General features: G+C 71.8%; 15 protein-coding genes and 1 pseudogene. 6 read left to right on the forward strand and 10 right to left on the reverse strand.

Features of this window, described 5'->3' with window-relative positions:
* Nucleotides 1-42: 42 nt before the first annotated feature.
* Complete coding sequence (locus tag G3I54_RS18605) at nt 43-927, reverse strand: aminoglycoside phosphotransferase family protein (protein WP_164616017.1); 885 nt, start codon at nt 925-927, stop codon at nt 43-45.
* 142 nt (nt 928-1,069) lie between these two features.
* On the opposite strand from G3I54_RS18605, the gene G3I54_RS18610 reads away from it, so the two are divergent.
* Complete coding sequence (locus tag G3I54_RS18610; protein ID WP_164615984.1) at nt 1,070-2,191, forward strand: NADAR family protein; 1,122 nt, start codon at nt 1,070-1,072, stop codon at nt 2,189-2,191.
* Between the two features lie 106 nt (nt 2,192-2,297).
* Here the strand turns inward: G3I54_RS18610 and G3I54_RS18615 are convergent, their stop codons facing one another.
* Entirely contained in the window at nt 2,298-2,561 is a 264-nt protein-coding gene (locus G3I54_RS18615; protein WP_164615985.1) for a hypothetical protein, read from the reverse strand.
* An 846-nt stretch (nt 2,562-3,407) separates the two neighbouring features.
* On the opposite strand from G3I54_RS18615, the gene G3I54_RS18620 reads away from it, so the two are divergent.
* Complete coding sequence (locus G3I54_RS18620) at nt 3,408-3,812, forward strand: hypothetical protein (RefSeq protein ID WP_343240363.1); 405 nt, start codon at nt 3,408-3,410, stop codon at nt 3,810-3,812.
* A gap of 3 nt (nt 3,813-3,815) precedes the next feature.
* On the opposite strand, the gene G3I54_RS18625 is transcribed toward G3I54_RS18620, so the two are convergent.
* The 3 genes from G3I54_RS18625 to G3I54_RS18635 all read right to left on the reverse strand — a co-directional run bounded on the left by G3I54_RS18625 (nt 3,816) and on the right by G3I54_RS18635 (nt 7,111).
* Nucleotides 3,816-5,024, reverse strand: a complete 1,209-nt coding sequence (locus tag G3I54_RS18625; protein ID WP_239144424.1) for an HTTM domain-containing protein — start codon at nt 5,022-5,024, stop codon at nt 3,816-3,818.
* Entirely contained in the window at nt 5,017-5,664 is a 648-nt protein-coding gene (locus G3I54_RS18630) for a DUF5819 family protein (RefSeq protein WP_164615986.1), read from the reverse strand. The genes G3I54_RS18625 and G3I54_RS18630 overlap by 8 nt, the downstream gene beginning before the upstream one ends.
* 199 nt (nt 5,665-5,863) lie before the next feature.
* Nucleotides 5,864-7,111, reverse strand: coding sequence for an ice-binding family protein (locus tag G3I54_RS18635; protein ID WP_164615987.1), 1,248 nt, complete (start codon nt 7,109-7,111; stop codon nt 5,864-5,866).
* 373 nt (nt 7,112-7,484) lie between these two features.
* Here G3I54_RS18635 and G3I54_RS18640 point away from each other — a divergent pair, with 373 nt between their 5' ends.
* Complete coding sequence (locus tag G3I54_RS18640; protein ID WP_164615988.1) at nt 7,485-7,937, forward strand: nuclear transport factor 2 family protein; 453 nt, start codon at nt 7,485-7,487, stop codon at nt 7,935-7,937.
* Between the two features lie 180 nt (nt 7,938-8,117).
* Nucleotides 8,118-8,587, forward strand: a pseudogene (locus tag G3I54_RS18645) (serine hydrolase domain-containing protein); the annotation flags it as partial.
* Nucleotides 8,588-8,622: 35 nt separating this feature from the next.
* Here G3I54_RS18645 and G3I54_RS18650 read toward each other — a convergent pair.
* Together G3I54_RS18650 and G3I54_RS18655 are read right to left on the reverse strand one after the other, a co-directional pair.
* The gene (locus G3I54_RS18650; RefSeq protein WP_164615989.1) at nt 8,623-13,773 is read right to left on the reverse strand and encodes a hypothetical protein; all 5,151 of its coding nucleotides are present in this window, start codon (nt 13,771-13,773) and stop codon (nt 8,623-8,625) included.
* A 207-nt stretch (nt 13,774-13,980) separates the two neighbouring features.
* Nucleotides 13,981-14,760, reverse strand: a complete 780-nt coding sequence (locus G3I54_RS18655; RefSeq protein WP_164615990.1) for an XRE family transcriptional regulator — start codon at nt 14,758-14,760, stop codon at nt 13,981-13,983.
* Nucleotides 14,761-15,093: 333 nt separating this feature from the next.
* On the opposite strand from G3I54_RS18655, the gene G3I54_RS18660 reads away from it, so the two are divergent.
* Both G3I54_RS18660 and G3I54_RS18665 read left to right on the forward strand, forming a co-directional pair.
* Complete coding sequence (locus tag G3I54_RS18660) at nt 15,094-15,552, forward strand: hypothetical protein (RefSeq protein ID WP_164615991.1); 459 nt, start codon at nt 15,094-15,096, stop codon at nt 15,550-15,552.
* Between the two features lie 92 nt (nt 15,553-15,644).
* Entirely contained in the window at nt 15,645-16,334 is a 690-nt protein-coding gene (locus G3I54_RS18665) for a class I SAM-dependent methyltransferase (protein ID WP_164616019.1), read from the forward strand.
* Between the two features lie 20 nt (nt 16,335-16,354).
* Here the strand turns inward: G3I54_RS18665 and G3I54_RS18670 are convergent, their stop codons facing one another.
* Genes G3I54_RS18670 through G3I54_RS18680 form a run of 3 tightly spaced genes read right to left on the reverse strand, consistent with a single transcriptional unit; the run spans nt 16,355 to nt 19,283 of the window.
* Complete coding sequence (locus G3I54_RS18670) at nt 16,355-16,957, reverse strand: TetR/AcrR family transcriptional regulator (RefSeq protein ID WP_343240364.1); 603 nt, start codon at nt 16,955-16,957, stop codon at nt 16,355-16,357.
* The gene (locus G3I54_RS18675; protein WP_164615993.1) at nt 16,945-17,685 is read right to left on the reverse strand and encodes an enoyl-CoA hydratase family protein; all 741 of its coding nucleotides are present in this window, start codon (nt 17,683-17,685) and stop codon (nt 16,945-16,947) included. The genes G3I54_RS18670 and G3I54_RS18675 overlap by 13 nt, the downstream gene beginning before the upstream one ends.
* On the reverse strand, nt 17,682-19,283 hold the full coding sequence (locus G3I54_RS18680; protein ID WP_164615994.1) for a 4-coumarate--CoA ligase family protein: 1,602 nt from the start codon (nt 19,281-19,283) through the stop codon (nt 17,682-17,684). The genes G3I54_RS18675 and G3I54_RS18680 overlap by 4 nt, the downstream gene beginning before the upstream one ends.
* Nucleotides 19,284-19,401 lie beyond the last annotated feature (118 nt).

The following is a 19,401-nucleotide window of genomic DNA, read 5'->3' on the forward strand; positions in this document are numbered from 1 at the left end:
TGAGCTGCCCGGCCGGGAAGCTCATCACGGGGCCGGGCGTGCTCACCGGCTCAACGCGAGCAGTTCGTCGACCACCGCTTCCCCACCACCGCCGACACCGGCACCGAGGTGGGCGATGGCCGCGAACGGCGCGATGACCCGGCTCCAGGCATGAAGCCGGTCGCCGTCGAGCCCGCACGCCGCCGCCACACGCGCGCAGCGGGCCTCGACGCCCTCCAACCCGGCCCCGGCCACGACGTAGTCCACGGCGTCGAAGCACGGATCGCCGACACAGGCCTTCGGGTCGATGGCCAGGAGACCGCGGTCCGCGCCGCCGTCGAGCACATTGCCCAGGTGCAGGTCGCCGTGGAGCAGCACGGTGGTCGCTTCCGTGTCCAGCAGCCGTTCGCACCGCTGGATGGCCCTGTCCCACAGGGCGGCGTCCATCCGTGCACTGATCGCAGGCTCGGACAGCCGTCTTCCGACCCGGGCGAAGGACTCCTCGCACCGGCCGCGCAGCACACGCGTGAGCTGCGGGGGCGGAGCGACGCCGTGCAACGCGACGAGCAGTTCCGCCCACTGCTCGGGGAGGGAAGCAGCGGGCACGTCCTCCGCCGATGTCCCGGGCAGGATCTCCTCCAGCACCATGGCACCGGCCTCCTCGTCGGCGGCCAGCACGGCGGGCACCCGGCCCGAGGCGGCGAACCACCCCAGCATCCGGACCTGTTCGGCCATGAGGTCCCGCTCCGGGCTGACCTTGAGCACCGCACGCGTACCGTCGGGCCAACGGCACCGCAGCGCGACCGACGAAGCACCGTCCGGGAGGGGTCCACCGAGCGCAAGTCCCCACCGGGAGGCCAGCCGCGCGATGAGATCCGGCGTACCGGCGCACCATGCGGCGACCTGGGGACCGAAGCGAGGGACCAGCCGCGCGGTGACGCTCTCCACATCCACCAACAGTCGATTCATACGGGCCAGTGTTCCGCTCACGCGATCCGCGTCCACTGCTTTTCCACCGCGCACCGCCCACCACCCCCCCCACACACAGAAGCCCCAAACCCATCCGCGACCGGCGCGGCACAATGGCCGGATGACCGGCAGACGGACCACCCATCGCACAGCGGACGGCGTCCGCATACCCGGAACCTGGCGCCACGCCTTCATCCGCAACGGAAGCTCCTACTTCCTCACCGACCTCGTCATCTACGCCGACGGGCTCATCGACTGCTGGGGTCTGGTGACCTTCGAGGAGTTCGAGGAGAAGCTCCGGACCGGCTGGGTGGCCACCACGTTCCCGGAAGGCGCCAAGGCGTCCGCGCACGGTCTGGCGCGCTGGACGTTCGGCGAGCCCCGGAGTCAGCTCACGCCCGAGCTGTTCGCCGCCGAGGTCCGCGACACCATCGACCGGCTGAACGGCCGCCCCGACTCGACCGGCCGCTGCCTGGCCGCCGTGGACGTCTTCCTCGCCGAGCGGACCGAGGAGAACCGGACGGCGGCCCGTGACGCCTTCCTGTCCATCCCGGCCTCGAAACGCCGTTACGCCCTGGGGGACATGGACAGCAAGGACTGGCCGCTGCGCGTGCTGGTGGCAGGGCCCGGCGGCGCGACGTACCTGCCGGCCGACCCGCCGGTCACCCAGGCCTCCTACGACAGGGCTCTCGCGTACTTCGAGGACCGGGCCCGTTGGATGGCCGTACGGGACACGCAGGCCCTCGCGGACGGGCCGACGGCTCCCCACAGCACGGCGATCAAGCTCCACCACTCCTTTCCGCGCGAGCCGGAGGACCACCCCGGTCAGCTCGGCCTGCGCAACGACTACCCCGTACCGGTCACCGTGAAGGAGATCGTCTACCCCTCCGTCGCCCACGCCTACTGGGCTCTCTCGGTCGCCGAGCCGGAGGCCCACGACGCGATCGCCGCGGCGGACACCTCGGCCGCAGCACGCAAGCTCGCGGCCGGCGCATCACGCCGCGAGGACTGGGCCCACGTCCGCACCGCCGTCATGACCGGCCTGCTGCGCGCCAAGTACGACCAGCATCCCGAGCTGGCCGAGATCCTGCTGGCGACGGACGACGCCACCCTGATCTACGAAGACGTGGACTCGACCTACTGGGGCGACAGCGGTGGCCGGGGCCGCAACTGGACGGGCCGTCTCCTCGAACTCGTCCGCTCCGAACTCCATCTGCGGGAAGCCGGGCTCTCCGGCCTCTGACCGGATGGCGGGCGTCGACCGGCCTCGGGGAAAAAAGGCGGGTGGCCGCCGGCGACGCATTACACGTCACCGGCGGCCACCCGCCCCGCTCTCACGAGCAGATGTATTAACCGCGGCTCGGCCAGCCGTACGACATGCAAATCCGGGCACGCGTCTTGTAGGGCTCGGGCGTCCGGTCCAGCGTGTAGCCGAGCTTTCCGACGATCTGCCCGTTGATCAGGCAGAGCTCCTTGGTGGGCTCCCAGTTGCAGGACTTCGTGGGATAGTCGCAGGGTCGGGCAGACGCCTGGCTGGCGCCCACGAAGCCGATTCCGGACACCATGACGAGAGCTGCCGCAGCCACACTCACCGAGCGCTTCAAACGGTTCATTTATTCCCCCTGTTGATCCGGCAGCTGGTCAGGCCGCCGTTTTCTTCGGTCAGGTGGACGATAGCTATTCACCGCCACCAGGCGCCAGCCTTTTGAGGATCACTTGAGCTTCATGATCACTTCCATTGGAGGACAGAAAAGGAACGCGATACTTTTCTGCCCCCACCTCGGACCCAACTCCCATGACAGGCAAATCAGTTGGACATCGATGAGGAAAGGGAAGCAAGCACTCCGTTTACCCGCCGAGGCCTGCTCGGTGCGAGGAGCAGGCGTTCGGGACGGAGCGAGGCCTCTACACGACGTTCCAGTGCACTGCATGGCGCATTTCTCTGAATCCCTGAACGGCCGCACCGCATACGATCGAAGCACCTGACCAACTGGCCTCCGCTGCGGCGAAAGCGTTCACCGCAGCCGAGCAAGTCTGCGTGGGTCCCGCCTTTCGCGCGGACCAACCGAATGACCTCGTGCGAGTCGCGCAGCCATACCTGCTGGCCTCGGTCGGTGACGGTCAGCCCGAATTGCGGGCTGCCGGAAGGAACCCATTGACCGTACGCACACGATGACTTTGTGGAAGCTGATTCCTCTAGCTTTCGGCGATCGCGATAAGTTCCGTGAGCGAGTGGATCATCCAGTCGGCAGTCACGCGGACGTGATCGTCGCCGCCCCACAGGCGCCTCCCGTGATGCCCCGGAGCACGCCGAGCCCACAGACTCCTCGGCCGCCGTCTCCGTACCGGATCAGCGCGCCGCCCCCCAGCCCCCGGAAACGGCCCCAGCGCCCGGCCTGGACCACTCCCCCGCCTACCTCGCCCTGGCCCGCCTCGGCCTCAAGGACAACCGCCTGACGTTGTCCGCCGACGACTGCGCGGCCCTGGAAGCGCGGGCGGCCGAGTGGTTCGCCCGGGGCGTCGACGCCGAGTACCTGATCGCCGCGCTCACGGCAGGGTTAGCCGCCCAAGTCGATATCCCGGTCCGGTTCATCCGCCGTCGCCTCACCGACAAGATCCCGCCCCGGCTGCCTTCCGAGCGCCCTTCGCCCGGGGCTCCCGCCCACCGCGTTCTGGTGGAATGCACCGACTGCGGCACCCCCGGCCGCCCCGAGGCCCTCCCCGACGGTCTCTGCCGTCCGTGCCGTGCCGACCACCGGCCGGAGGCGGGTGCGGCCATGCTCCCCGCCACCGGGGCGTCGGCCGAAGCGCCCGACATCGGGGCCTACGTCGCCGGTCTCCGCGACATGCTCAAGGCCCCTTAGAGGTCATCCGGCGTTCGTACCGGCTCGGCTGCCCTGCTTCGGCACCGCACCTCGCGGCGTCCCCGCGCCGTCCAGCACCCCGGACGTCTCCGGTGCCACCGCCGGTTCGGGCTGCGCCTCTGCCGTACGTCCGAGCGCCCGGCGGGCCAGCCTTCCGGCCGCGACCCAGAAGCGGTCCGGCAGGAACACCGCGTCGGCGATGATCATCGCGCCGGAGAACAGCGGCAGACCCATGAGTACCGCGATGCCGATATGCATCCCGAGCAGCATCGTCAGGACCGGGTACTTGAGCCTGCCGAACAGCACGAAAGGGAAAGCGACCTGGAGGAGCACGGTCAGGTAGCCGACGACCGCGATGGCGAGTACCTGCTCGTCCGCCCAGTGCGAGAGCGCGGGCCACGGCTGGAAGAGGTCGAGGTTGAGGACGTAATGCAGCGCGGTTCCGGCTCCCCAGGTGCCGCCCTGGACCTTGTAGAGGCCGGCGGCGCCGTAGAGGAAGCAGACCTGGACGCCGATCACGAGGAGCCGGCAGTTGTGCACTGCCGTGACCAAGGTGACGCGTGCTGCGGCGAGTTGGGGTGGCAGCCCGGGCAGGCGTCGTCGACCGGCGGGGGCGCGGCGGGCCCTCCTGGCGTCCAAGGACCAACGGCGGCCCGATGCCGTGAGGACGAGGTAGAGCGCCATCAGCAGGACGAGGTTGTCGCCGCCGTCCGTCATGAAGATCGACCGCGCGTGGAACGAGGCCACGACGAGCGCGAAGAGCACCGAGACCGCGCGGGTTCGCCAGCCGAGCAGGAACAGGAGGCTGACGACGAGCGCGGCCGCGTAACAGAGTTCGAAGTAGAGGCGACTGTCGGAGAGGGTCAGCACGCTGACCCAGCCGGTCTGGTCGAAGAGCTGCCGGGCCAGGTCCGGTGTCCACGGGGAGCCGGGGCCCCAGATCGCGTCCCGGTGGGGGAACTCGCGCAGCAGGAAGACGAGATAGAGCAGGCCGTATCCGATGCGCAGGACCGATACCGCGTAGAGGGAGAGGGGGCGGTCGGTCAGCAGCGTCCACGCGTGGCGTGCCGCGCCCGTGACCCGTACCAGTGGGCGGGTCGGGGTGACGGCCGACTCGGGCGGACGGGTCGGGGTGACGGCCGTCTCGGTCGGTCGGGGCGGGCCGGTGGTCGGCTCGGGCGGACGGGGCGGGCCGGTGGTCGGGTCAGGCATCGGAGGTCACCTTCCACCAGGGCAGGAGCCGTGTCTCGGCGTTCTTCGCGGCGGTGACGGCGGCGGCGCTGCGGCCACCGTCCGCGCTGCCCTGCGCGGCCACGGGCAGGGTGACCACCCGGAGCTGGATGTTCTCGAACGGCTTGCCGTCCCGTTCCGCCATGCGATCCGCGGCGATGTTCCGCAGGTACCGCTGCATCATCACGGCCCGGTCCGAGCGCGAGAGGTCGTCGCCTCCGTGGAGTTCGACGTACGACGTCCACGACCGGCGCAGCATGTTCTGCGAGGTATGGCTCGGGAAGGCGTTGTGCTCGATGGCGGAGGAGTCCACGGCGGTCAGGTCGACCCAGTCGCCGACCTGGACGGAACCGTCCGGGGCCGTGTGCGCTGTCCGCGCGGAGATCTGCCGGTTGACGGAGTCCGGGTCGGGGGCGAACAGCCGCCAGTTCTGCTCGAAGAGTGGGTAGATCCAGGCGTCCACCTGGGAGTTGAAGCGCTGTGACACCGCATTCGACGGTGCCACGTGCAGGAAGACCAGGCCGATGTGGGTCAGGGCCGTGGCCAGGCAGAGCGCCACGGCGGTGTTGAGGGCTCCTCTGCGTACCTGGCTGCGTACCTGACTGCGTACCTGACTGCTCACCCGGCTGCTCGCCTGACGGCTCACCTGGCCGCGGATCCGGCTGCGGACCTGCGTGTGTTCATGTTCCTTTGCGGCTCCACCCAGCACGTGCCCCGCCCTCTTCTTTCTCGTCGTCCGTCCCGTGGAAGCGTGCGGCGGGGCAGGAGGACATGCCCCGCCGCACGCCGGTCATCCGGCAGCGCGCTTTCCGCGCCCCCGGTCAGCCCTCGTGGTGGCCGGGGCCCTCAGGCTTGTCGCCGTAGCCGCCGTGCTCCTCGCCGGGGCCAGGGCCGTGGTCGCCGGGGCGGCCTTCGCCGTAGCCGCCGGAGTGACCGCCGGTGCCGCCGCCCTTGCCGCCACCGCTGTGGCCGCCGGAGTGGCCGCCGGTGCCGCCGCCCTTGCCGCCGCCGATGACGCCGCCCTTGCTGCCGCCCGAGGTGGTGCCGGCGATGTTCCCGGAGGTGTTGCCGACGGTGTTCCCCGTGGTGGTTCCGGTGGTGGTCGAGCCGCCCGGAGTGCCGCCCGTGGTGCCGCCGGTCAGGACGCCGCCGAGTACGCCACCCAGCACCCCGCCGGTCCCGCCGGTGGTGCCGCCGGTCAGGACGCCGCCGAGTACCCCGCCCAGCACGCCGCCCGTCGTGCCGGTGGTGGTGCCCGTGGTGGTCCCGGTCGTCGTGCCCGTCGTGGTGCCGGTGGTCGTCCCCGTCGTGGTGCCGGACGTGGTGCCGCCGGAGCAGGTGGACCGGGTGATGCGGTTGTTGTCCAGGGTGACCGAGCCGTTACGGGCCAGCGCCCGGCCCTCGATGGTCGCTCCGGTGGTCACGCTGATCGAGGTCAGCGCCAGGATGTTGCCGATGAAGGTCGAGTCCGTACCGAGCGTGGCCGAACTCCCGATCTGCCAGAAGACGTTGCACGGCTGCGCGCCGTTGATGAGGTTGACGCGGCTGGCGGACGCCGTCGTCAGCCCCGAGCCGACCTGGAAGACCCACACGGCGTTGGGGTCGCCCTCGGCGTCGAGAGTGAGCGTGCCGGTGAGACCCAGCGTCGAGGAGGCCGTGTAGACGCCGGGCACCAGCGTCAGGCCCCCGGCGTCCGGCGGCAGCGCGGCGTCCGTGGCCTGGCCGGCCGCGTTGTTGTACGCCACCACCAGGTCGGACTTGGCCTGGAGAGCGACGGCGTCCGCCGAGTGCTGGACCCCGTTCACGAGCCCCGGCGGAAATCCGCTGATGGCCGTTCCCGGGCTGACGCCGACGTCCCCGGTGATCACGGTGGGGCCGGTGTTGGTGACCGACTCCCCTGCCAGCACCGCGAAACTGTCCGCCGTGCCGAGCGGCACGGGCGTGGCGATGGCTACCGCCGGGGACGTCGTCGCGACCACCATGGCTGCGGCAACTGTCGCGGTGAGAGCGGCGGTGAGCCAGGACGAGACAATGCGCCGTACTCCAAGATCAGGAGTTCTGAGCTTCATCAGAAACCGATTTTCTGTGCGAGGCGGCGACTTCCGAGCCGTTCACGGTTTCCCGGAAGCCCTCGTGTTGTCGGCAGCACATTACGCACAGCGGCAGCTATTAAACCCGGATAAATAGTGGCGAGCCGGGCCCTTTTTTCGAGTACTCATTCAGGACTGTCGGAAATTCCAACAAGCCATCCAGGACTACGCGTTCACCTTACACAACGAGAAACGTTTCTCTGTGTTGCAGAAATGTTTACTCGGAAATTCATGCCCCGAAATAAAGAACCGATCAAGAAAGATTCCATCACATGTTCCCGCCGGGCCAGGTGAATCACGGGCCGGCCCGTGCCCGCCGCCGACTGAGAGCCTCTTCGGCGATCATGGGCGGATGAGCAAGGAAACCGAGGAACCCCAGAAACCGCAGATAGCCCAGAAAGCCCGGCGAGCCCAGGAAGCCGCGGATGTGAGCGCTGCGATCGACGGCGAGCTGCGGCTGCTGGACCCCGCCGTACGTCTCTCCCGGTCTGCCGCCGAGGCGCTGCTCGACCCGGAGTTCGTCGAGGTCGGGGCCTCCGGGAAGCGGTGGACGTACGAGGAGATGGTCGCCGCGCTGCCCGGCCTGGACGGCGGAGGTGCGAACGGGCCGCGCTTCGAGCCCTCCGGAATGACCGGGGTGGTACTGGCGCCCGGGCTGGTGCATCTCACGTACGAGACCGTCGTCGGCGGCCACCGGGCCCGGCGGAGTTCACTGTGGCGCAGGCGGGACGGGGAGACGGCCTGGCGGATGTACTACCACCAGGGGACGCCGGTCCCGGGTGGTGAGGGCGCCGGACACTCCTGAGTCCGCGCGGCTCCGAACGAGTGGACCTGGCAGGGCGCGGGCGGCATGCGGCACGGAGGCCCGGGGGCGGGTGGGGCCGTTGCCGTCCGTTCCGCTCCCCCTCCCTCCCCCCACTGCCCGGAAGAGGCACGCCCACATGCGACGCTCCCCCGCTCGACGTCCGTTCGCCGCGATGCTGCTCGCGGCGTCCACGCGAGCGGCGTCGGCAACACGGTCACCGGTGAGCCGATGTCCGCCGACACCCGTGTATCCGGATCGGCAGTGAGACCAAGACGTTCACCGTCACCGCGCTGCTCCAACTCGTCGACGACAAGCTCGTCAAGCTGGACGACCCGATCTCCCGTTACGTCTCCGGCGTGCGCGACGGCGACCGGATCACGCTCCGCCAGCTCGCCGGGATGCGCGGCGGTCTGTTCCCGTACACCGCCGACGCCGACGAGAGGATCGGGCACAACGGTTCCCTGCCGGGGTACGAGACCGTGACCGTCTACCTGCCCGCGCGGAAGGCCACCATGGTCATCATGATCAACACGGACTCCCTCAGCGGCGGCCAGGAGCCGTCCACGCTGCTCGCCCGCGCGGTGACGCGGATCGCCACCCCGGACCACGTCTACGACGGCAGCGCCTCCCAGGGGCGTAACACCCCCTGAGGTCAGGGGCCCGGCAGGAATACGGCAGGCGCCACTCAGGGCCCCGTCAGCGGTGGTGCGGCCGGCGCGCGCAGGCCCAGGTGGTCGCGCGGGTCGGTGACGGCGTCCGGGTGGGCGGCCAGCAGGCGGGTGGCCGTCGGCAGCGGCATGCGGACCACCACCGGGCGGGGCAGCGTCAGTTCGCGCTCCGCCACCGTCGTACGCGATGTGCGCACCCGGTCCGTCACCCGCGCCACCACCCGTACGTCCAGCGTGAATTGCACCAGCACCGACGCGAACTTCGGCTTGTGCAGCGGCATCGAGCCCGCGCCGTGCGCCGCCGCGCCGCTCGCCGAGCCCGCGCCGCCCGTGTTGCCCATCAGCTGGTTGAGGCGGAACTCGTCGGCGTTCAGCACTCCGGCGCCGAGGAGTCCGCGCGCCTGCCGGCCCTGTTCGGCCGCGCTCTGGCCTTCGCCCTGGGTGGGGCGGGGTGCTCCCAGGTGGCTCTGGGCGACCGTCTCGAACGTCATCTTGTCCCCGGCGCCCAGCACCCTGCCCGCCCGCAGCCGCGCGTGCACCGAGGCCTGGAGGTCCTGGCCCGACGCCCCGCTCGCGTGCACCGGCGGCAGCTCCGCCCCGGCGTTGGTGAGCAGCGGCAGGGCCGAGATCAGCCACTCGGTGGAGACCGCCTCGCCGAGGGTGTAGGCGGCGGCCTGGCCCTTCTGCCGGAAGCGGTCGCCGCCGCCCGCCGCCCGTACCGCCGTGTTCACCAACTCCCGTACGCGCGGCGCTCCCTGGAAGCCGTTCACCTGGGACTCCATCGGCAGCGGCACCCCGTCGGCCCGCCAGGCGCCCAGCCCGGCCGGGTCGCCGGCCGGCCTGTCCGACGGGGCGCGCTCGGGGGCGCGGCGCGGGGCGGTCACCCGGCGCAGCGCCGTGAGGTCGCTCTCCAGGATCCGGTGGACCAGCGACGTACGGCCCGTGGCGGCGAACGCCAGTCGGCGGTCCCCCTTGTGGAGTTCGAGGGTGGCGATGACCGGCACCCGCATCTTCGCCGACTTCGCCGTCTTCGCCTCCGCGACCGTCTTCATCCCCAGCTGGCCCCGCGCGGCCTCGCCCCGGCGGCGTCCGGAGCCCGAGGCGACACCGAGGCCGGCGGCGGCCCCGGCGCTCTTGACCTGCCCCGCCCCGCCGTCCGGTTTGCCGGAGCCCGCGAGGACGCCCTCCACGCCGGTGGTCGCTCCCTCGTCGTGCGAGGTGGCCTGCTGGGCGACCGCCGAGGTGATGTACTCCATGTCCCGGCCGTCGTCCGCCGCCCCCTCCCAGGAGCCCGCCCCGACCCGGTCCACCTTGAACACCGCCCAGTACGGCGTCCTGCGGCCGTCCAGCAGCTCCACGGTGACGCCGCCGTCCATGGCGCTGCCCAGCAGTCCGGTGGAGCCGTCCCGGTCCAGGACCCGTAGCAGGCGCTGCACGTTGTCGTTGCGGTCCCGCAGCTGCCGGCGGGGCAACAGGTCGTCTGCCAGGTCCTGTTGACCGGTACGCGCGAGGGTGCCGCGCAGTCGTTCCAGCAGGGGCACGAAGTCCGGCAGGTCCTCGATCATGCCGAAGCCGAGCGGCAGATCGCGGGCGAGGGTCGGTCCCGGGCGGGCGGCCGGGCCACCGGACGCGGACGCCGAGGCCGAGGTCGAGGTCGAGGCCACCGCTGACGTGGACGCCTCCGCCGGTGGTGCCGCCGACGTCGCCGATGTCGCCGACGTCGATGCCTCCACATCCAGCTTCAGCGCCTTCCGCGCCGACTCCGGCAGGTCCACCCCCGCCGCCCGCAGCTGCTCCGCCGTCAGCCACACCGCGGCCGCGCCCGGCAGGGTCCGGGCCGCGTTGGCCACGTACGGGCCGCCGCCGGTGACCTTGACCTCCGCGACCATCGTCACGAGCAGATCGCACCGTACGAGATACAGCGGGGCCTTCTTGGGGGTGTGGGCGTTGCGCTCCACGGTTCCCGACACGGTGGCGGCCTCACTGTCGCCCCGGCTCGTCGTGCGGTACCCCGACAGGCTCTCGCCGACCCGCCACTCGGCCCCGTTCTGCACACCGGTGGCGCCGACCTGGACCGTGGTGGAGGTGCCCTCCCCCTGCTGTCCGCCGGCCTGGTGGCCGCCCAGCACGAAGGTCTCGGTGCCGGGCCCCGCCGCCTCGTGCACCAGCTGCGGGGCGGCCAGCGCCAGCCGGGTGCCCACCGCACCGTTCAGCGCGGCCAGCCGGCGCGGGTAGCGCAGGTTCTTCACCACCCAGCCGGAGGACGCGGCCTGCCGGAGCGCGGCCGTGATCGCCCGGGGGCTGAAGCGTTCCTCGACCGCCAGCCGGGGGGCCAGGCCCTCCGCGGCCAGCGCCGGGTCCTGGCGGCCCGCCCGGCCCCGGGCGGCGGCCCGGGACAGCAGGGCCAGGGCGAGGTCGCGGACGGGCTGCCCGTCGCCGATGGTCTCCACCAGCTGCCAGTCCCGTACGAGCTGCCCGGTGGCCGGGGCCGGGGCCGCCCGGGACAGGTCGCCGATGCCCGCCGCGCCGACGGCCCGCTCCGGTCCTGGGGCCTGATCGGCGCCCGCGTCCAGCCGCGCCTTCTCGTCCGTGCCGACGGTGAACTCGGACGGCGTCAGCAGCCGCACGTCCTGCTCCTCCATATGCAGCCCGGACAGCAGCTTGGCCTCCGGCGCGTCCCGGCCGGGGCCGCCCGGGGTCATGGCGCGGGCCAGCTTGCGCTGCCGTGAGGTCATGGTGACGTCCACGTTCAGGCGCAGCGCCGCCCCGAACGCGCTCGCCTTCTCCGATCCGTTGGTGAGGACGTCGGTACGGGTGGTGGGGCCGCCCTGGTTGCGGCGGGAGCCGGAGCTCTGCCGTTCGTAGCGGGCCGAGCCGGTGAGGACGCCGGGCACCAGCCGGGCCTGGGCCAGCACCATGCCGCCGATGGAACGCGAACTGCTGCGCCCGCTCTGCGCGTTGGCGGCGACACCGGAATGGGCGCGCACCAGCCAGTCGTCGATGTCGCCGAGGTGGGTCGCCTCGCCCAGGTCGCCGTGGACGCGCAGCTGTACGTCATGGGAGTGCATCGCGGTCTTGCGGCGCAGCCGGACCCGGATGCCGGTGGAGAGCAACTGGTCCTTGTTCACCCGCAGGTTGGCCTCGGAGAGGGCGGCCATCAGCTCGCGGTGGTTGGTGCGCTGCGCCTCGTCCTCCTCCCTGCTGAGGCCCGCCGGGGGCGCGGTGACCCCGAAGGCGGGCAGATAGCCGGTCAGCCGGGGGTCGGTGGCGAACAGCTCCTGTACGGCCTTCAGCATGGGCGCGGTGTCGAGCCGGCCGAGCGTGACGCTCGATCCCATCGCGCCGAAGGGCAGGTGGCGTTCGTTATCCGAGGCCCCCGCGCCTTCTTCGGCATCCGCGGCGGGGTCCGCCTGCTGCGGCTCCGGTCTCTTGATGAACTCGTCCGCCGTCACCCCGGGCGGCAGCGGCAGCCCCAACTCCTGTGCCTCGTCGGCCCGCAGCCCGACCCACACCCGCATCGCGTGGGTGGCCTCCCGTGCCTCCGGGCGCAGGATCGCCCGGACCGACCGGGGCCCGGTGCCCTCCACGGTGAACCGCACGGTCCCGAGATACAGCACCTTCTCGCCGCGCACCTCCGCGCCCTGGCGGCTGGAGACGGTCTGCTCGTTGACGCTGAAGCGGGCCTTGCGGGCGGCGGCGACCGGCATCGCGGTGGCCCGCACCACGGCCGCGTTGGCCGCGGCCCCGACCCCGATCGCCGGGCCGATGCCGCCCGCGACGGCGCGGCCCTTGCCCGCCGATTCGGTCGCGGTGTGCTGGGCGTGCTGGTGTGTACGCAGCTGGGTCTTCCCGGTGCCCCAGGCCGGGGAAAGGCCGGTGACGTCGGCGCGCATGCGGTAACTGCCCGCGCTGCTGCCGTCCTTGGAGTACAGGTCGTCGCCGGTGACGCCGCTGCCCAGCAGCCGGGGCAGGTCCTCCAGCACGGTCGCGGTGGCGGTCGCCTCGTACAGCCGGGAGCGGCCGGGGGCGCCGGGTGCGGTCAGGGAGGGGTGCAGGACGGAGGCGACCGCGTCGAACAGGCCGCCGCCGCCCTGGTGCGGCCCCTCGGTGTCGGAGACGGCGACCGGGGCCAGCGAGTCGGCCAGCGCGACCCGGCGCGCGAGGCCGTCGTCCACCGGCCGCGGCCGCTCCGGCGCCCCGGTGCCGGCCGGGATCAGGTGCTCGGTGGGCACCCGCTGGGTGAGGCCGCCCGAGCCCCGGAAGGTCTGCTCCTCGCCGCCCGCCTGGGGCCGGATCCGTACGACGTACACCACCCTGCGTGCCACCTCCACCGAGCCCATGTCGCTGCGCAGTACGCGGGGTTCGGCCACGCCGCGCTGGGCGCGGGAGTCCCGCGAGGACTGCCAGGGCTGGACGCTCCCGGTCGCCGCGCCGCCCAGCCACAGCCCCGGCGCGACCGGGGCGAGCCCGAAGGCCGTGCCGCCCACGCCGGTGCTGGAGGAGTTGCCGGCCGTTCTGCTCGCGGTGGCCCCGCTGTTGTGCTGGACGTCGACCTTGGTCTCCTTGCCCTCGGCCTCGTCCACGGCGGCGAGCGGCGCCCCGCCCGGGTCCGGCGCGGCCGACGGCAGGTCGGCGGCCGGGTGGAAGGTGGGCGGCCGGTCGTCGGGGGCGGGCGCGATGCGCACGGTGACGTCGAACCCGTCGCCGCCCTGCGCGCCCTCCACCGCGAACGCGCGGCCCCGGCCGAAGAACGACTCGGGCCGCCCGGCCAGTTCGGCGGCGATGCCGGCCACCGTGCCGCCGCCGTGGCCCACGACGGCCGCGACGGCGCTGCTCACGAACTCCTGCCCGGTCAGCCCGTACGCGGTCGACAGTCCGCCCGCCTCCAGGTCCATCAGGTACGGCGGCAGCACGAGCCCCTGCTCGGCCCGCTCGTCGATGACCGGCGGCGGGGCGACGGGCCGCTTCCCGCGGCGCAGCGCCCGTGTGGTGGCCTCGTTGCCCAGCATCCGCTGCAGAGGCATCAGGCCGCCGGGACCACCGCCGAAGACGCCCGGACCGGCCGGAAGCCCTGCCCGACGTGCCTGCTCGACATCCCCGGCCACGTCCCGCGCGCCCTCGGGCCTGCCCCCGCCGTTGCTCTCCGACCTCTCCCGCTGGCTCCGCACGGCACCAACGTAGCCAGCGGCACGACGGCCCAAGGCCGTTCGGGAGGCCGTACGGAGGATGGCCGCCGACTCCTCATCCGCGCGCCAACTCCCGTACATCTGGCGCCCGGTTGCCGGAGGCCGTCGGTCCATGCTCCCGGGGCCCGAGCGGCCGCGCTGACAGCCGAGGTGGAGTTCGTCACGGGGGCACCTGTCGGGCCAACGACCCTACTCCGGCGGCTGGCTGTACCTCTCCATCGTCGCCTTGCTCGTGGACCGGTCCACGAGCCGCAGTTCCCAAGGGCCGGTGTTCACGTCGAAGTCCTTGCCGAAGCCGACCCACTTCCCGGCCATGCGCCGTCCGGTCGGCTCGACCAGCAGTTGAACGGCCCCGTGGTAGCGGGCCCCGTGGTAGTAGCCGTCTGCGGCAGTCTGCTCGACCCATGTACCGGTGACCACGTTGCGATCAACAGTCAGGTCCAGCGTGAGCGGGCTGTCCGGGTTGCTGCTCGCCCCGGGCAGACTCTGAACGGTCAGCCGATTACCGTGCTGGACGATCACTACGTAGTGCTTGCCCTCGTATGCGTCGCCCCGTCCCGAAGAGAAGTACTCGTAGCGGCTGAGCCACACCCCCGAGAACATCTCCTCACCCCCCTGCGCAGCGGGCTGCGCTCCTACAGCGGTATACGCGCCACCAGTTGCAGCGGTCTCCACGTCATGTCCTCCCTTCCCGTCTGTGTGGACTCGTGCCGTCGGCATCGGCAGGGCGAACCCCAGTGCCTCGACCGGTCGGCCAGTGACCCGTTCTAAGGCCCTGGCGTAGACGCCCCGAGGCGTCTTGCTGATGCCGGACTCCCAGCGCTGCACCAGCCGCTTGGAAGCCTCGTTCGGCTCCCCCAGTTCCGCACCGGCCCGGCGGAGCGCCTTGGCGAAATCGTCTTGGCTCAAGCGCAGGCCGATACGCACGGCCCGCAGCACATCATTCGGCACCACGGCGGTCGTCGTCATGACGTCAAAGCTAGACCGAACAGCTATGCAATGACACCGGTTTGACGCCCTGGAGGGTGTCTTTGACACCCCACTGCGTGACACCCGGGTGACGCCCGGAACGTCGTCGTTCCGACCGCCCGGCGGCGGGAACATCGCTTCACGAGCAGGATGGGGCAGCGGAAGGCGACCCATGACCGTGCGGGTGATTCGCGACTCCGGCCAGACGTTCGGCTCTGAAGTGGTCCACCTCAGCGGCAGCGCCGAGAAGCCGTTGCCCTCCACACACGACCTCTGCCGCCTGCCCTCCTGCAAGTGCGCCCGACGCTCCTCACAGACCAGGAAGGCACAGACGTGACGATCACCGAAACGACGAAGACCGCGTACGACCTCATCACTCCGGAACTGAGGGCCGACCTCATCACCATGGTCCGCGAGGACTCCTGGCCGGAGATGACCGACGACCAAGGCGAGCGCGGCGTCGACCAGGTGGCGGCCTTCCTCGCCGTCGCCGCCAACGCCACGGAGAGGACCACGCCCAGCCTCCGTGTGGACCTCTTCTGGCACGCGCTCGTGCTCCACACCAAGCATTACGCCGAGTTCTGCGACGCGCTCGGCGGCGGGTTCATCCACCACGTCCCCGACCGCGACAGCGGCCACAACCCGGCCGAGGGCCGGGCCGCGATGCGTCGAACGGCCACGTTGATCCGGTCGGCCGGCTTCGACGTGGACCCGGAGTTCTGGCCGATCGACGGCGCGGCTGACTGCACCCAGAGCTACGCGGGCTGCTCCGACAGCCCCGTCGCCAAGTAGCTCCGGCACAAGCGGAGCGACCGACCCGCCAAAGCTTCGGCCGCCCGGTATCGTGCCGGGCGGCTGTCGCCGTGGACGAGAACGGACAGGTCGTGACTGACACTCGCAGCACCGCATGGGACACGTACTCGCAGAGCAAGCCCCAGCGTCGGAACACCAACGCCAAGGGCGAGACCACGTGGTTCAACTGGACCCAGTACCCGGACCACGGCCCCAGGGCTGACGTGCTCGGTCTCAACCCGGGAGACCGCGTGCTCGATCTCGGGTGCGGGTCCGGTGGGAACGCCGCTCACCTCGCAACGCTCGGCATGAAGTCCGTCGGCATCGACCTCTCCGCCAAGCAGCTCGACAAGGCACGCGAGCGGTGGCCGGGCGTGGACGGGATGGAACTCCACCAGGCCGACGCCCTCACCTACCTCGGGGACACATGCACGGTCTTCGATGCGGTCTACAGCGTGTTCGGCGCTGCCTGGTTCACCGACCCAGGCCTACTGCTGCCGGTCGTCCACGCAAGCCTCAAGCCAGGTGGCGTGTTCGCCTTCTCCCAGCGGCCCGCGGTTGAAGGGTGCTACGGCTGCCAGGCGTCATACATCCCGCGCGGGCCCGAAGAAGACCCCGCTGTCGTCAAGCGGTGGGACTACGCACTCGACGAGTGGGCGCTGATTCTCAAGGAACACGGCTTCATGGACGTGTCAGCGTCCGTGCTTGCCCCGCCCCCGGGAGGTCGGCGCACAGGCACCTTGTTCGTCCGGGCGCTCAAGGAGACCAGGGCAGGGTACTGACCTGAAGGGGCCGCCAAGGCTCACCCCAACCCCTCCTCCACCAGCGTCGCCCACTGCGCCACCACCCGCGCCCGCCGGGCGGTGTCGTCGGTGAGGAGGTTGGCGAGGCCGAGGCCGCGGGCCATGTCCAGCAGGCCCTGGACCGTTTCGCGGGCGCCGGGGCGGGACTCGTCGGCGCCCAGGAGTTCGACGGCGATGCGGTGGGTCTCGCGGCCCACCCGCGCCTCCAGCTCCGTGACGCGCGGGCGGAGTTGGGCCTCGTTGGAGGCGGCCACCCAGAGCTGGAGCGCGGCCCGGAACAGGGGGCCGGTGTAGAGGTCGACGAGGGCCGCGACCACCTCGGCGCGGCCCTGGACGGGCAGGGCGCGCAGGGCGGCGGAGCGTTCCTCGGCGACGTACTCCACCGCGCCCGTGAACAGGTCCTCGCGGGTCGGGAAGTGGTGCTGGGCCGCGCCGCGCGAGACGCCGGCGCGCTCGGCGACGACGGAGACGGTGGAGCCCGCCCAGCCGTGTTCGGCCAGGCAGGCCACCGCGGCCTCCAGGAGCCGCTGCCGGGTCGCCCGGCTGCGGTCCTGCTTGGGCGTGTGCGTAGCCCTGGAGGTGGAGGAGGTCATCGCACCCACGCTGGGTCCCGTCGTTCCAGGAAGGCCGTCATCCCCTCCCTCGCCTCGTCGGAGGCGAACAACGCGGCGGAGCGGGCGATGAGGTCTTCGGCGTACTGGTCGAAGCTCCTCAGCACCGTAGCCGTGACCAGCTCCTTCGATGCGGCCAGCCCCTGCGGTGAGGCCCGGCGCAGGCCGTCCAGGACCGGGACGAGCGCCTTGTCCAGGTCCACGTCACCGGCGGCCACCGTGACCAGCCCGATCCGCGCCGCCTCCGCCGCGTCGAAGCGCTCACCGGTGAGGTAGTAGCGGTTCGCCGCCGTACGGTCCAGGCGCGGGAGCAGCGTGAGCGAGATGACCGCCGGGGCCAGGCCGAGGCGGGACTCCGTGAGGGCGAAGGACGACGCCTCGCCCGCCACCCCTATGTCGCACGCCGCGAGCAGGCCGAGACCGCCCGCCCGGACATGGCCGTCGACCCGGGCCACCACCGGTTTCGGCAGCGCCACGATTTCCCGCATCAGGCCCACGAACGCCGCCGGGTCCGGCGGCGCCTTCAGGTCCGCCCCGGCGCAGAACGTCGACCCCGTGTGGGCCAGCACCACCGCCCGTACGGTGTCGTCGGCGGCACAGCCCGCCAGGGCCTCGCGCAACTCCGCCACCAGCGCCGCCGAGAGCGCGTTGCGGTTGGCCGGGGAGTCCAGGGTCAGTGTGGTGATGCCCCGGTCCCGGGATGTGGCGATCAGGGTCACTTCTCCTCCGATGGTCCCGAACGATCCGTCTTCTCTCGGTCGCGCAGCTCGCGCCGGAGGATCTTGCCGGACGCCGCCCGGGGCACCGTGGCGATGAACTCGGCCTGCCGCACCTTCTTGTACGGGGACACCCGCTCGGCGACGTACGCCATGACGTCGTCCTCCGTCAGGCCGTCCGCCGCCGGGCCCCGGACCAGGAACGCCTTCGGGACCTCGTTGCCCTCGGCGTCGTACACCCCGATCACCGCCGCGTCCGCCACCTGCTCATGGGTCAGGAGCAGGGCCTCCAGCTCGGCGGGGGCCACCTGGTAGCCCTTGTACTTGATCAGCTCCTTGACCCGGTCGACGACGTACAGCCAGCCGTCCTCGTCGGTCCGGCCGACGTCGCCCGTGTGCACCCAGCCGTCCGCGTCGATCATGTCGGCGGTGGCGTCGGGGCGGCCCAGGTAGCCCTTCATCACCTGCGGGCCCCGGATCAGGATCTCGCCGTCCGCGCCCGGCTCGGCGTCCTTCGCCGGGTCCTCCAGCGACACGATCCGCATCTCGGTGCCCGGCAGCAGCTTGCCGACCGTGCCCGGCGGCGGCTGCTCGACCGAGAGCGGCACCACGTGCGTCCCCGGCGACAGCTCCGTCATCCCGTACGCCTGCCGCACCGGCGGCACGCCCAGCCGGGCCGAGCAGGCGGCGGCCAGATCGGCGTCGAGCGGGGCGGCGGCGCTGACGATGTACTGGAGCGAGGACAGGTCGTACTCCCCCACCAGCGGGTGCTTCGCCAGCGCCAGCACGATCGGCGGTGCCACGTACAGGCCGGTGATCCGGTGCGTCTGGATGGCCTCCAGGAACTGGGCCAGGTCGAAGCGGGGCAGGACGACGACCGTCGAGCCGCAGCGCAGCGGGACGTTCATCAGGGCGGTGAGGCCGTAGATGTGGAAGAAGGGGAGGACGGCCAGGATGCGGTCGCCCTCGCCCATGGGGATGAACGGTCTCAGCTGCTCCAGGTTGGTCGCGATCGAGCGGTGCGTGAGCATCACGCCCTTGGGCGTGCCCGTCGTGCCGGAGCTGTACGGGAGGGCCGCGACGTCCTCGCCGGGGTCGATCGCGATCTCCGGTTCGGGGGCCGTGGAGGACAGCATGTCCAGGATGGAGGTGTGGCCCTCCGCCTGGTCGCAGACGTAGATCTCCTTTACGCCGCCGGTCAGTTCGGCCGCCCGGCGGGCCGTCGCCAGGAGCGGTGAGACCGTGACGATCCACTTCGCGCCGCTGTCGGCGAGTTGCTTGGCGAACTCCTCGGGCGTGGCCAGCGGGTGGACGGTGGTGACGGAGGCCCCGGCGCGGGTGGCCCCGTAGAAGACCGCCGGGTAGGCGATGGTGTTCGGGCTGTGCAGGGCGAGGACGTCGCCCTTCCTGAGCCCCGCCTCGGCGAGCGCGGCGGCGATGCGCCGGTGGAAGCCGTCGAGCTGGGCGTACGTGAGGGAGGCGCCGTTCGTCCCGTCGATCAGGGCGACGGTGTCACCGAACCGGGCGGCCTCGCCGAGGACCGCGTCGTGGATGGGCGTGTCGAGGGCCGGTACGTCTGCGTACTCGCTGCGGAACACCATGGCGGTCCCCTGTCGTCGCGGCTTCCCGCGCCGCCTGGACGGAGGCGCGGGACGCCGTGCGGGTGTGGAGGGTCAGAATCACCCCTGTGGGGGAGGGATGGGGAGAGGTCGGACAGCG

It is taken from the genome of Streptomyces sp. SID14515 (genome assembly GCF_010548505.1).
Lineage (GTDB): Bacteria > Actinomycetota > Actinomycetes > Streptomycetales > Streptomycetaceae > Streptomyces > Streptomyces caviscabies.

Excerpts from the sequence above, each read along its gene's own strand:
- G3I54_RS18610 (WP_164615984.1), top strand. The coding sequence starts at position 1,070 with ATGACCGGCAGACGGACCACCCATCGCACAGCGGACGGCGTCCGCATA.
- G3I54_RS18615 (WP_164615985.1), bottom strand. The coding sequence starts at position 2,561 with ATGAACCGTTTGAAGCGCTCGGTGAGTGTGGCTGCGGCAGCTCTCGTC.
- G3I54_RS18625 (WP_239144424.1), bottom strand. The coding sequence starts at position 5,024 with ATGCCTGACCCGACCACCGGCCCGCCCCGTCCGCCCGAGCCGACCACC.
- G3I54_RS18635 (WP_164615987.1), bottom strand. The coding sequence starts at position 7,111 with ATGAAGCTCAGAACTCCTGATCTTGGAGTACGGCGCATTGTCTCGTCC.
- G3I54_RS18640 (WP_164615988.1), top strand. The coding sequence starts at position 7,485 with ATGAGCAAGGAAACCGAGGAACCCCAGAAACCGCAGATAGCCCAGAAA.
- G3I54_RS18655 (WP_164615990.1), bottom strand. The coding sequence starts at position 14,760 with ATGACGACGACCGCCGTGGTGCCGAATGATGTGCTGCGGGCCGTGCGT.
- G3I54_RS18680 (WP_164615994.1), bottom strand. The coding sequence starts at position 19,283 with ATGGTGTTCCGCAGCGAGTACGCAGACGTACCGGCCCTCGACACGCCC.